Source organism: Caldimonas tepidiphila, assembly GCF_003569765.1.
Taxonomy (GTDB): Bacteria; Pseudomonadota; Gammaproteobacteria; order Burkholderiales; family Burkholderiaceae_C; genus Caldimonas; species Caldimonas tepidiphila.
Genome location: NZ_QXMG01000019.1, coordinates 41,423 through 52,813, shown reverse-complemented (window position 1 = coordinate 52,813; position 11,391 = coordinate 41,423). Strand labels below are relative to the sequence as shown.

Here is an 11,391-nt window from a genome sequence, read left to right as displayed (position 1 = left end):
AAAGTGCAGATGAAACTGATGATCGTGGACGATTCCAGCATGGTGCGCGGGCGCGTCGCCCGCATCGTGGCGCAGGGCCGCCTGCCCGGCATCGCGCAGACCGCGCAGGCGCGCGACGGCCGCGAGGCGCTGCAGATCGCGCAGCGCCTGCGGCCCGAGCTGGTGACGATGGACCTGACGATGCCGGAGCTCGACGGCCTCGCCTGCATCCCGCCGCTGCTCGAGCTGCTGCCCGACGCGAGCGTGCTGGTGCTCAGCGCGCTCGACGACAAGTCCACCGCGATCCAGGCGCTGCGCCGCGGCGCGCGGGGCTTCCTCTCCAAGCCCTTCGGCGACGACGAGCTGGTGCTGGCGCTGATGGACCTGATGGACGGGAGGCGCTGAGATGGGAACCCTGAACGAAAGCGACCTGCGGCTCTTCGTCGACTCGGTGCGGCGCTACTTCCAGGTCACCACCCGCATCGAGCCGGAGATCACTTCCGCCTACCTCGCGGTGGAGGATCTCGAGGGCCACGAGTTCAACGGCATCGTCTCCTTCTCCGGCGCCTACAACGGCCACGTCATCGTCTCGATGCCCACCGCGGCGCTCAAGGAGCTGCTGGTGCTGCAGCAGGAGCAGGACCTGTCGGACTCGGCGCTGCTCGACGCGGTGGGCGAGGTCGCGAACACGCTGGCGGGCAACGCACGCAAGCATTTCGGGCCGGGACTCGACATCTCGGTGCCGGTGCGTATGCAGGGGCGCAGCGGCACGCACGCGCGCGTGCGCCGCCACCCCTACGTGATGACGCTGCGCTGGAACTCCTACCCGGCCACCGTCTGGGTGGACCTCGAGCGTACGCACTGAGGCGCGGGCAGCGGCCGGGACGCGCTCAGGGCAGCCGCAGCGCGTCCCAGCCGGTCTTGAGGATCAGCGCCGAGACCACGGCGATGAACATGCCGCGCACGAAGCCGGCGCCGTGGCGCAGCGCCAGCCGCGTGCCCAGCAGGCTGCCCATCACGTTGGCCACCGCCATCGGCACCGCGAGGTGCCACCAGACATGGCCCTTCGCGGTGAACAGCGCCAGCGCCGCGATGTTGGTCGCGGTGTTCAGCAGCTTCGCGCTCGCCGACGCGTGCAGGAAGTCGTAGCCGAGCAGGCGCACGAACAGGAACACGAAGAAGCTGCCGGTGCCGGGGCCGAAGAAGCCGTCGTAGAGGCCGATCACGCCGCCCACCGCCGAGGCGACCAGCGCCTCGTGCCGCCCGGCGAAGCGCGGCGCATGCGAGCGGCCCAGGTCCTTGCGCGCGAGCGTGTAGGCGAGCAGCGCGATCAGCACCAGCGGCAGCGCGCGGCGCAGCTGGTCCGCCGGCACCAGCGTCACGGCCCAGGCCCCGGCGAAGCTGCCGGCGAGCGCCGCGGCGGCCGCCGGCAGCAGCGCGTGCCAGGAGATGCTCACGCGGCGCGCGTACTGCGCGCTGGCCCAGGCCGTGCCCCATACCGCGGCGCCCTTGTTGGTGCCGAAGAGCGTGGCCGGCGCCGCGGCGGGGAAGGTGCCGAAGAGCGCCGGGGCGAGGATCAGGCCGCCGCCGCCGACGATGGCGTCGACGAAACCGGCCAGCAGCGAGGCGAGCGTGACGATTGCGAGTTCGAGCATCAGGACCAGGAGAGGGGGGGCGGGCGCGCTGCTTGCAAACCCTCTCGGGCGCCGCCGCCGGGCCGGCAGCCGCACCATCCATGCAGGGAGAGCGATGAGCACGAAGCCCCGAAATGACGAAAGGCGCTGGCCACGTCAGTGACCAGCGCCTTCGGTATTTTGGCATCCGCTCCAGGCAGCGCCTTTTATTGCTAGCTTATTTATGTCTCCTCGGACCCCCGCTTTGAGCGCCGTCCCTGGGGGGCGACGCTGCGAGTGACGTGAATGTACGGTCCGCGGCCAAGCCGTGCACTAGGGGTTTTCCTGCACCAATTTGCAGCATTTTCGACACTGACGACGAACTGAAAAGCCTGAAAAACCCCAATGAATATTGGGCACGGCATGCCGATCCCGGGAGGGCGTTACGGCCTGCAGACAGCGCATTCGCACACCCGGGAGGACGGCCTGCGGAGGCCTGCGCCTTACGGCGCCTGTTTCCCGGTGGCGGGGAGACGGTGAGCGCCTCGCCGGGGGCGGCTCAGCGGTGGATCGCGGCCTGGTGCGGCCCGTCCCGGTCGAGGCCGTTGCCGCCCGGGACGTCCGGGCCGCCGGACGGCGGCTCGTCGCCGTGCAGCTGCCGGCGCAGGTCGCGCACCTCGCGTAGCGCGTCGTGCAGCGCCGACTGCAGCCCGTGATCGGTCGGCGCGGCGCCGGCGGTGTCCGGGCAGGCCTCGCAAGCTTCCACCAGCGCCCGCTCCAGCTCGACGAGCTCCCTGCACAGCGGCGACTCCCCGGCCGCGAGCGTGAAATCGCGCTTGGCCCGGGTGGCGGCCGCATGCAGCGAACGCACGCGCTCGCCGGCCACGCGCTCGATGCAGGGATCGGCGCGGCACAGCAGGTCGGCCCGCTCCATCGCGTGCTCGGTCTGCGTCAGGTGCTGGTAGATCTCGCAGTCCATGTCCATCGCGTCCCTCCTCCTGGGTGCAAGGGCTACAGGCTAGTATGAAAAAACTGCGGCGGGCGCATCCCCCTCAGTGTGGAGGGTGCGGCGCGGGCGGTGCGGGCGGCTCGGAGTCGCGCAGCGGCCAGGGTTGCAGCAGCGCCGGCACCGGCTGCGGGCCGCGCGCCGGCAGGCTCGCCAGCGGCGAGCTCGGCTCGGGCTCCTCGTCGATGTCGGGCGCCACGTCGGGGTCGCCCCAGCGCTCGTCCCTGTGCCGCAGCTCCGGCGGTGCGGCATGCGCGGCCGGCATCGACGGCGGCGCTGCGGCGCGCGCGGCCTGCAGCAGCTCGATCACGCTGTCGTCGGGCACCTGCGTGAAGTCGCCGTAGCAGGCGCCCACCGATGCGAAGTGCAGCGGCGAGTGCAGGCAGACCAGGTCGTCGCAGGACTCCTGGAGCGACTCCAGCAGCTCGCGCGGCGCCACCGGCAGCGCCAGCACCAGGTGCCGCACGCCGGCGCGCGCGAGCGCGCGCAGCGCCACCCGCGCGGTGCCGCCGGTGGCGACGCCGTCGTCGGTGAGGATCACGGTGCGCCCCTCGACCGGCGTCATCGGGCGGTCGCCGCGGTAGTGGCGGCGGCGGCGCTCGATCTCCTCGAGCTGGCGCGCGGTCTCCTCGTCGAGGTAGACGTCCGAGGGCTGCACCGCCTCCATCACGCGGTCGTTGAGCACGCGCTGCGGGTGGCGGCCCTCCACCACCGCGCCGATCCCCAGCTCCGGGAAGCCCGGCGCGCCGAGCTTGCGCACCAGCAGCACGTCGAGCGGCGCCTCCAGCGCGCGCGCGATCTCGTAGCCCACCGGCACGCCGCCGCGCGGCAGCGCCAGCACCACGGGGTGCGCGTCGCGGTAGCGGGTCAGCGCCCGCGCCAGCTGGCGGCCGGCGTCGCGCCGGTCGATGAAGTGGGCGATGTGCAGTTCATCCATAGCCCTTCACACGGGCAGATGGCGTGCCCGCCGACGCTCCCCGCCCGTTCCGGGCGGCCTGCGGTGCGAGGGTGCGTGCCGCCCCTGCCTGCTGCCGCGCGGCACGGGTCGCCCGTCCGGCTCCGTGCGCCACGCCGCGGTGCCGGCCGCTCCACCCCTCGTTACAAGTCGCCGGCCGCGCCTGCCGCAAGCCCGGGATGCCTTTCGCGCCACCCGGCGACGCCGCAAGACCCCTGTTCCGGACGGCGGCACGCCCCAGGGCGGCACACCGCTTGCCCTTCCTGAGCCGGTGTCGCCGCAGTGCAGCAAAAGGAGATCGGCTTTGAGCGAATTGAACGGAATGATGGCTCCCGAAGGGGCCGCAGCGCAGGCCGGAGCGGAGCAGGGCTTCGACTACCTGATCGTGGGCGCCGGGTTCGCCGGCAGCGTCCTTGCCGAGAGGCTCGCCACGCAGCTCGGCCTGCGAGTGTTGATCGTGGACAAGCGCAGTCATATTGGCGGCAATGCTTACGACCGCCACGACGACGCCGGCATCCTGATCCACCCCTACGGGCCGCACATCTTCCACACCAACTCGGCGGACGTGTTCGACTACCTGTCGCAGTTCACGCAGTGGCGGCCCTACCAGCACCGGGTGCTGGCCAACGTCGACGGGCAGCTGGTGCCGATGCCGATCAACCTCGACACCGTCAACAAGCTCTACGGCCTGAAGCTCACCAGCTTCGAGCTCGAGGCCTTCTTCGAGTCGGTGGCCGAGAAGCGCGAGCAGATCCGCACCTCCGAGGACGTGGTGGTCGCCAAGGTCGGCCGCGACCTCTACAACAAGTTCTTCCGCGGCTACACGCGCAAGCAGTGGGGGCTGGACCCCTCGGAGCTCGACGCCAGCGTCACCGCGCGCGTGCCCACCCGCACCAACCGCGACGACCGCTACTTCGCCGACACCTTCCAGGCGATGCCGCTGCACGGCTACACGCGCATGTTCGAGAAGATGCTCGCTCACCCGAACATCAAGATCATGCTCAACACCGACTACCGCGAGATCCAGCACTGCATCCCGTGGAAGCACATGGTCTACACCGGCCCGATCGACACCTTCTTCGACTGCAAGTACGGCAAGCTCCCCTACCGCAGCCTGGAGTTCCGCCACGAGACGCTGCCCCAGGAGCAGTTCCAGGAGGTCGGCACCGTCAACTACCCGAACGACTACGGCTACACGCGCATCAGCGAGTTCAAGCACATCACCGGGCAGAAGCACCCGCACACCTCGGTGGTCTACGAGTACCCGCGCGCCGAGGGCGATCCCTACTACCCGGTGCCGCAGCCGCAGAACGCCGAGCTCTACAAGCGCTACGAGGCCGAGGCCGAGCTGCTGCCGCACGTGACCTTCGTCGGGCGGCTCGCAACCTACCGCTACTACAACATGGACCAGGTGGTGGCGCAGTCGCTCGCCACCTTCAAGAAGCTGCGCCAGCGCCACGAGGCCGACGCCGCGGTGCCGGCCGGCCTCTTCAGCAGCGCCGGCGCGACGCGCGCGGCCGCAGGCGCCGGCCTCGCCAGCCCGAACGCGACGAGCGCCAGCACGACGGCATGAGCGCGGGGCCGGAACTCTGGGTCGGGATCGAACCGACCGTCAGCCGCGTCGGCGACGCGTACATGGACCAGATCGAGCTCAGCGGCTTTGCGCAGCGGCTCGACGACCTGGACCGGCTCGCCTCGCTGGGCGCGAAGCGCATGCGCTTTCCGCTGCTGTGGGAGCGCACCTCCCCGCAGCCCGGTCGCTACGACTGGGACTGGGCCGACGGCCGGCTCGCGCGCATGCGCGAGCTCGGCCTCGCGCCGATCGCCGGCCTGCTGCACCACGGCAGCGGTCCGCGCCACACCGACCTGCTCGATCCCGCCTTCCCTGAGAAGCTCGCCGAGTACGCCGCCGCGGTGGCGCGGCGCTACCCGTGGATCGACATGTGGACGCCGGTCAACGAGCCGCTGACTACCGCGCGCTTCGCCGCGCTCTACGGCGTCTGGTACCCGCATCGCCGCGACGACCGCAGCTTCGTGCGCGCGCTGCTCAACCAGGTGCGTGGCACCGTGCTCGCGATGCGCGCGATCCGCGCCGTCAACCCGGCGGCGCAGCTGGTGCAGACCGACGACCTCGGCCACACTAGCAGCACCGAGCCGCTGCGCTACCAGGCCGAGTTCGAGAACGAGCGCCGCTGGCTGTCCTACGACCTGCTGTGCGGCAGGGTGGGGCGCAGCCACCCGCTGTGGAAGTACCTGACCTCCTCCGGCGCGGGCCCCTCCGAGCTCGACGAGCTGCAGCGCGCGCCGTGCCCGCCCGACATCGTCGGCATCAACAGCTATCTGACCAGCGAGCGCTTCCTCGACCACCGCCTCGAGCGCTACCCGGCGCACCTGCACGGCGGCAACGGCCGCGACCGCTACGTCGACACCGAGGCGGTGCGCGTGCTCGGCCGCCACATCGGCGGCTTCGAGGCGCGGCTGCGCGAGGCCGCGGTGCGCTACGGCCGCCCGCTCGCGATCACCGAGGTGCACCTTGGCTGCACCCGCGAGGAGCAGCTGCGCTGGCTGCTCGAGGGCTGGCGCGCGGCGCAGACGCTGCGCGGCGAGGGCGTGGACATGCGCGCCGTCACCGTCTGGTCCGCGATGGGCGCCTTCGACTGGGACAGCCTGCTGACGCAGGCGCGCGGCCACTACGAGCCGGGGCTGTGGGACGTGCGCGGCCCCGAGCCGCGGCCCACGGCGCTGGCGCGCGTGGCGCGCCAGCTCGGCCACGGCATCCGGCCCAACCACCCGGTGCTGTCGGTGCCGGGCTGGTGGCGGCGCGAGCTGCGGCTGATCTACCCGGCGCACGGCGAGGTGCAGGCCCGCGAGGTGCAGGGCGGGCGGCCGATCCTGATCACCGGCGCCACCGGCACGCTCGGGCAGGCCTTCGCGCGGATGTGCGCAGTGCGCGGCCTGCCGTTCCGGCTGCTGACGCGCACCGAGCTCGACATCGGCGAGCCGGCCTCGGTGCAGGCCGTGCTCGACCGCTGGCAGCCCTGGGCGATCGTCAACACCGCCGGCTTCGTGCGCGTTGACGACGCGCAGAACGACCCGCGCCAGTGGCGCGAGAACGCGGAAGGGCCGGCGGTGCTGGCGCGCGCCTGCGCGCAGGCCGGCGTCGAGCTGCTGACCTTCTCGTCGGACCTCGTCTTTGACGGCCGCCAGGACCGGCCCTACGTCGAGAGCGACACCCCGCGCCCGCTCAACGCCTACGGCGAGGCGAAGCACGCCGCCGAGCAGTGCGTGCTCGACGCGATGCCGCATGCGCTGGTGGTGCGCACCTCGGCCTTCTTCGGGCCCTGGGACCGCCACAACTTCGTCACGCTGGCGCTCGAGGCGCTGCGCCGCGGCGAGCGCTGGACCGCGGCCGAGGACCAGATCGTGTCGCCGACCTACGTGCCCGACCTCGTCGGCGCCTGCCTCGACCTGCTCATCGACGGAGAGCAGGGCCTGTGGCACCTCGCGAACGACGGCGCGGTGAGCTGGGCCGGTTTCGCGCGGCTGGCGGCGCGCATGGCGGGGCTGCCGCAGGAGCTGGTGCAGGGCGTGCCCTGCGCGACGCTCGGGCTGCCGGCGCCGCGCCCGGCCTACGCGGTGCTGGGCACCGAGCGCGGCCGTCTGATGCCCTCGCTCGAGCACGCGATGGCGCGCTACCTCCGCGAGGTCGACACGGGACTCGGCGCCGCCGCCCCCGAGCGGGTGTTCGGCTGCCTCACCCGCGGCGAGGACGTGCACGACGTGCGTCCGGAGCTCGGTCCCCGCGAGGCCGCGAACCCGCCGCTGCAGCCACAGCGTGCGCAGCGCGCGCAGGGCGGCTGAGCGACAGTCCCGCGAAAAGGAGCGAACCATGGCCAGAGTCACCCGGTCTCCTGCCTCCGCGCACGCTGGCGACGATGCCGGCAAGCTGGTGCTGCGCCTCACGGTTGGCCTGCTGATGCTGCTGCACGGCGTCGCCAAGCTCACCGGCGGCGTGACCGGCATCTCGGGCATGCTGGCCAACGTCGGGCTGCCCGGCGTGCTGGCCTACGGCGTCTACATCGGCGAGGTGATCGCGCCGCTGCTGATGATCGTCGGGCTGTGGACCCGGGCGGCGGCGCTGGTGGTCGTCGCCAACATGATCGTCGCGGTGGCGCTGGTGCATGCCGGCGAGCTCTTCACGCTCGGCAAGCAGGGCGGCTGGGCGCTGGAGCTGCAGGGCCTGTTCCTGTTCGGCGCGCTCGCCGTCGCGCTGCTCGGCGCCGGCCGCTACAGCGTGGGGGGCGCCAACGGGCGCTGGAACTGAGGCGAGGAGCGCGGGCACGCCCGCCTGCGGTAGAACGGGAGCCCCACCCGATCCAGGAGTCCTCCCCTCATGAGCGATCCCGTCCGCATCCTCGGCATCCCCGGCAGCCTGCGCCAGGGCTCGTACAACCGCCTCGCGCTCGAGGCCGCCAAGTCGCTCGTGCCCGAGGGCGCGACGCTCGAGATCCACCCGATCGACGGACTGCCGGTCTACAACCAGGACCTGGAGGTCTCCGCGCCCGAGGCGGTGCTGCGCCTGAAGGACGCGGTGCGCGCCGCGGACGCGATCCTGTTCGCGACGCCCGAGCACAACTACTCGATCCCCGCCGCGCTGAAGAACGCGATCGACTGGGCCTCGCGCCCCTACGGGCAGGCGGCCTGGACGGCCAAGCCTGCGGCGATCATGGGCGCGTCCACCGGCCTGCTCGGCACCGCGCGGGCGCAGTACCACCTGCGCCAGGTGCTGGTCTTCTTCGACATGCCGGTGGTCGCGCAGCCGGAGGTGATGATCGGCAGCGCCGCGCAGCGCTTCGACGCGCAGGGCCGCCTCACCGACGACAAGACGCGCGAGAAGATCGCGCAGCTGCTCGCGAAGCTCGTCACGCTGACTCGGACGCTGCGATCCGGGGCCTGAGGGCGCCGGGCGACGCGGCCTCCACCGACAGCGGCAGCTGCGGCCGGGCCGCATCGGCCAGGATCCATTCCGCGGCGCGCTCGGCGATCATCAGCGTCGGCGAGTTGGTGTTGCCGCTGGTGATCGTCGGCATCACGCTCGCGTCCACGACGCGCAGGCCCCGCACGCCGCGCACCCGCAGCCGCGTGTCCACCACCGCCTGGTCGTCGGAGGCAGAGCCCATGCGGCAGGTGCCGACCGGGTGGAAGATCGTCGTCGCGATGTCGCCGGCGAGCCGCGCCAGCTCCTCGTCGCTCTGGTACTGCACGCCCGGGCGGAACTCCTCGGGGCGGTAAGCGCTCAGCGCCGGCTGCGCGGCGATGCGCCGCGTCAGGCGCAGCGAGTCGGCCGCGACCTTGCGGTCCTCGGGCGTCGAGAGGTAGTTCGCGAAGATGCGCGGCGCGTCCTGCCAGCGCGGCGATCTCAACCGCACGTGGCCGCGCGACGTGGGGTTCAGGTTGCACACGCTCGCGGTGAAGGCGTCGAAGCGGTGCAGCGGCTCGCCGAAGGCGTCGAGCGACAGCGGCTGCACGTGGTACTCGACGTTGGGCCACTCGAACTCGGGCGAGGAGCGCGTGAAGGCCCCGAGCTGCGAGGGCGCCATGCTCATCGGGCCGCTGCGCCGCAGCAGGTACTCGAGCCCGATCATCCCCTTGCCCCACAGCGAGTTGGCCATCGTGTTGAGTGTCTTGACGCCCTGCACCTTGAACACGGCGCGGATCTGCAGGTGGTCCTGCAGGTTCTCGCCGACGCCGGGCAGCTCGTGCTGCGGCACGATGCCGTGGTCGGCGAGCAGCGCGCCGCTGCCGATGCCCGACAGCTGCAGGATCTGCGGCGTGCCGATCGCGCCGGCGGCCATCACGACCTCGCGCGCGGCGCGCACCGTCAGCGCCTCGCCGCGCTCGTCGATCAGCTCGACGCCGCCGGCGCGCAGCACGCCGTCGCCGTCGCGCTCCAGCACGAGCTTCGTGACCTGCGCCCCCGTCATCAGCGTGAAGTTCGGCCGCGCGTGGCAGGTGGGCCTGAGAAACGCCTTGGCCGCGTTCCAGCGCCAGCCGGCCTTCTGGTTGACCTCGAAGTAGCCGACGCCCTCGTTGGTGCCGCGATTGAAGTCGTCGGTGGCCGGGATGCCGGCCTGCACCGCGGCGGCGGCGAAGGCGTCGAGCACGTCCCAGCGCAGCCGCTGCTTCTCGACGCGCCACTCGCCGCCGTGGCCGTGCAGCGCCTTGAACTCCTCGCTCGCCTGCGCCGCCTGCTGCGGGTCGAGCCGCCAGTGGTTCTCGTGCTTCCTGAAGTAGGGCAGGCACTGCGACCAGCCCCAGCCGGCGTCGCCGCTGAGCCGCGCCCACTGGTCGTAGTCGCGCGACTGGCCGCGCATGTAGATCATGCCGTTGATGCTCGAGCAGCCGCCGAGCACCTTGCCGCGCGGGTAGCGCAGCTGCCGGCCGTTGAGCCCCGGGTCGGCCTCGGTCTTGTAGAGCCAGTCGGTGCGCGGGTTGCCGATGCAGTAGAGGTAGCCGACCGGGATGTGCACCCAGTGGTAGTCGTCCTTGCGGCCGGCCTCGATCAGCAGCACCCGCACCGAGGGGTCGCGGCTGAGGCGGTTGGCGAGCAGGCAGCCGGCGGTGCCGGCGCCGACGATGACGTAGTCGAAGGTGGGTGCGTCGCTCATGGACCTGTCCTCGGGGCACGGCGGCCGGATGGTGCCGATCTGGCCGCAGCATAGGCGCATGCCGGCCCGCTGCACAGGCCGGGGTCGCGATCACATTGTTCAGCGCCGTGAACAATCGGGGCCGGGCACGGCAGACGGTGCGGCGCAGTGCGCCGCGGACTGCTCCCAGCGCCGGGACCGGGGTGCTGCCGGATGCAGCTGCGGCCGGCACGGGTTTTGCCCGGCCGCAAGCCGCGCCCGGCCGGTACGCGCGACAATAGCGGTCTTGTCGCCGCCCGCCCCGGCCCCTGCAGCCCGCGGGAGGCTCCTGTCCATGGGGGACCGGGCGGCGGGCAGCGGGATGCGTGCGACGTCCCGCATCGGCCCCCCCGGGGCGCCCCGTCGTGACAGCGTGCCGGCTTGAACCGGCGCCTGCCGTCCCCATCTGCAGCGATCGCGCGCTTGCGCGCCTCGCAGTGAACACAAGGCTGAAGATGAAGAAACCCGTCACCACCCAGGTCCGCGACGACGGCCTGCGTTATCGCTCCAAGCCCGGCGGCTCGCCCTTCTCGGTGGGCGCCACGACGCGTTCGTGCTTCAAGTGCGGCAAGCACCGCACTGCCGACCAACTCCAGTCCAAGCGCCTGCTGGGCAAGAACGAGATGGTCTGCAAGCCGTCCTGCAAGGAGCTGGCCGTGCAGCTCGGCGAGGTCGTGCCCAGCGCCCCGAGCGAGGCGTGAGATTGCTGCGGCGGGTCTGGGCACTGCCCGCGAGCCTGCCGGGCCTGCTGCTGGCGCTGCCGATGTGTGCCGGCGGTGCCAGTGTGCGGCTGAGTGAAGGCACCCTCGAAGTCTGCGGCGGCACCCTCGGCCGCCTCGCCGGCCGGCTGCCGCCGGCCTGCCGTTTCGATGCCATCACCCTCGGCCATGTGATCCTCGCGCGCGACGCCCGCGCGCTCGACGCCTGCCGCGCCCACGAGCGCGTGCACGTGCGCCAGTACGAGCGCTGGGGCCTGCTCTTCTACCCCCTCTATCTCGGCGCCAGCCTGTGGCTGTGGCTGCGCGGCGGCCGGCCCTATCTCGACAACCCCTTCGAGCGCGAGGCCCGCGCGCTGAGCTGACGCGGCCCTCGCCGCCCAAGGCACCGTGATTGCTCTCCCGGTGCCATGAAGAACAATCCGCCCCGCTCCCG

Annotated in this window: 11 protein-coding genes and 1 pseudogene; 8 read left to right on the top strand and 4 right to left on the bottom strand. The window is 72.2% G+C overall.

Translation table 11 applies throughout. The features are described from left to right. Nucleotides 1-9: 9 nt before the first annotated feature. Both D3A59_RS13795 and D3A59_RS13790 read left to right on the top strand, forming a co-directional pair. Nucleotides 10-384 carry a response regulator gene (locus tag D3A59_RS13795; RefSeq protein WP_119155519.1) on the top strand — a complete coding sequence of 125 codons (375 nt, stop codon included), beginning with the start codon at nt 10-12 and terminating at the stop codon, nt 382-384. 1 nt (nt 385) lies between these two features. Continuing rightward, nucleotides 386-844 (top strand): chemotaxis protein CheX, encoded by a 459-nt coding sequence (locus D3A59_RS13790; RefSeq protein WP_119155518.1) that lies wholly within the window; start codon nt 386-388, stop codon nt 842-844. Nucleotides 845-869: 25 nt separating this feature from the next. Here the strand turns inward: D3A59_RS13790 and D3A59_RS13785 are convergent, their stop codons facing one another. The 3 genes from D3A59_RS13785 to D3A59_RS13775 all read right to left on the bottom strand — a co-directional run bounded on the left by D3A59_RS13785 (nt 870) and on the right by D3A59_RS13775 (nt 3,535). Then, entirely contained in the window at nt 870-1,634 is a 765-nt protein-coding gene (locus D3A59_RS13785; protein ID WP_119155517.1) for a TSUP family transporter, read from the bottom strand. Between the two features lie 517 nt (nt 1,635-2,151). Beyond that, on the bottom strand, nt 2,152-2,577 hold the full coding sequence (locus D3A59_RS13780) for a hypothetical protein (RefSeq protein WP_119155516.1): 426 nt from the start codon (nt 2,575-2,577) through the stop codon (nt 2,152-2,154). A gap of 67 nt (nt 2,578-2,644) precedes the next feature. After that, nucleotides 2,645-3,535 (bottom strand): phosphoribosyltransferase, encoded by an 891-nt coding sequence (locus tag D3A59_RS13775; protein WP_119155515.1) that lies wholly within the window; start codon nt 3,533-3,535, stop codon nt 2,645-2,647. 343 nt (nt 3,536-3,878) lie between these two features. On the opposite strand from D3A59_RS13775, the gene glf reads away from it, so the two are divergent. The 4 genes from glf to D3A59_RS13755 all read left to right on the top strand — a co-directional run bounded on the left by glf (nt 3,879) and on the right by D3A59_RS13755 (nt 8,510). Continuing rightward, nucleotides 3,879-5,126 (top strand): UDP-galactopyranose mutase, encoded by a 1,248-nt coding sequence (gene glf, locus D3A59_RS13770; RefSeq protein WP_170162347.1) that lies wholly within the window; start codon nt 3,879-3,881, stop codon nt 5,124-5,126. Further along, a complete protein-coding gene (locus D3A59_RS13765) occupies nt 5,123-7,414 on the top strand; it encodes a sugar nucleotide-binding protein (protein ID WP_119155513.1) in 2,292 nt (763 codons plus the stop codon). Before glf ends, D3A59_RS13765 begins: the two co-directional genes overlap by 4 nt. 28 nt (nt 7,415-7,442) lie before the next feature. Beyond that, on the top strand, nt 7,443-7,877 hold the full coding sequence (locus tag D3A59_RS13760) for a DoxX family protein (protein ID WP_119155512.1): 435 nt from the start codon (nt 7,443-7,445) through the stop codon (nt 7,875-7,877). A 69-nt stretch (nt 7,878-7,946) separates the two neighbouring features. Then, nucleotides 7,947-8,510 carry an NADPH-dependent FMN reductase gene (locus D3A59_RS13755; RefSeq protein ID WP_119155511.1) on the top strand — a complete coding sequence of 188 codons (564 nt, stop codon included), beginning with the start codon at nt 7,947-7,949 and terminating at the stop codon, nt 8,508-8,510. A 61-nt stretch (nt 8,511-8,571) separates the two neighbouring features. Here D3A59_RS13755 and D3A59_RS13750 read toward each other — a convergent pair. Then, nucleotides 8,572-10,221 (bottom strand): annotated as a pseudogene (locus tag D3A59_RS13750) (GMC family oxidoreductase); the annotation flags it as partial. Between the two features lie 473 nt (nt 10,222-10,694). On the opposite strand from D3A59_RS13750, the gene D3A59_RS13745 reads away from it, so the two are divergent. After that, nucleotides 10,695-10,940, top strand: a complete 246-nt coding sequence (locus tag D3A59_RS13745) for a hypothetical protein (protein WP_119155509.1) — start codon at nt 10,695-10,697, stop codon at nt 10,938-10,940. Continuing rightward, nucleotides 10,937-11,320: a hypothetical protein gene (locus D3A59_RS13740; protein ID WP_119155508.1), complete on the top strand. Its 384-nt coding sequence runs from the start codon at nt 10,937-10,939 to the stop codon at nt 11,318-11,320. The genes D3A59_RS13745 and D3A59_RS13740 overlap by 4 nt, the downstream gene beginning before the upstream one ends. The last annotated feature ends 71 nt before the right edge of the window (nt 11,321-11,391 follow it).

Excerpts from the sequence above, each read along its gene's own strand:
- D3A59_RS13795 (WP_119155519.1), top strand. The coding sequence starts at position 10 with ATGAAACTGATGATCGTGGACGATTCCAGCATGGTGCGCGGGCGCGTC.
- D3A59_RS13790 (WP_119155518.1), top strand. The coding sequence starts at position 386 with ATGGGAACCCTGAACGAAAGCGACCTGCGGCTCTTCGTCGACTCGGTG.
- D3A59_RS13785 (WP_119155517.1), bottom strand. The coding sequence starts at position 1,634 with ATGCTCGAACTCGCAATCGTCACGCTCGCCTCGCTGCTGGCCGGTTTC.
- D3A59_RS13780 (WP_119155516.1), bottom strand. The coding sequence starts at position 2,577 with ATGGACATGGACTGCGAGATCTACCAGCACCTGACGCAGACCGAGCAC.
- D3A59_RS13775 (WP_119155515.1), bottom strand. The coding sequence starts at position 3,535 with ATGGATGAACTGCACATCGCCCACTTCATCGACCGGCGCGACGCCGGC.
- glf (WP_170162347.1), top strand. The coding sequence starts at position 3,879 with ATGGCTCCCGAAGGGGCCGCAGCGCAGGCCGGAGCGGAGCAGGGCTTC.
- D3A59_RS13765 (WP_119155513.1), top strand. The coding sequence starts at position 5,123 with ATGAGCGCGGGGCCGGAACTCTGGGTCGGGATCGAACCGACCGTCAGC.
- D3A59_RS13760 (WP_119155512.1), top strand. The coding sequence starts at position 7,443 with ATGGCCAGAGTCACCCGGTCTCCTGCCTCCGCGCACGCTGGCGACGAT.
- D3A59_RS13755 (WP_119155511.1), top strand. The coding sequence starts at position 7,947 with ATGAGCGATCCCGTCCGCATCCTCGGCATCCCCGGCAGCCTGCGCCAG.
- D3A59_RS13745 (WP_119155509.1), top strand. The coding sequence starts at position 10,695 with ATGAAGAAACCCGTCACCACCCAGGTCCGCGACGACGGCCTGCGTTAT.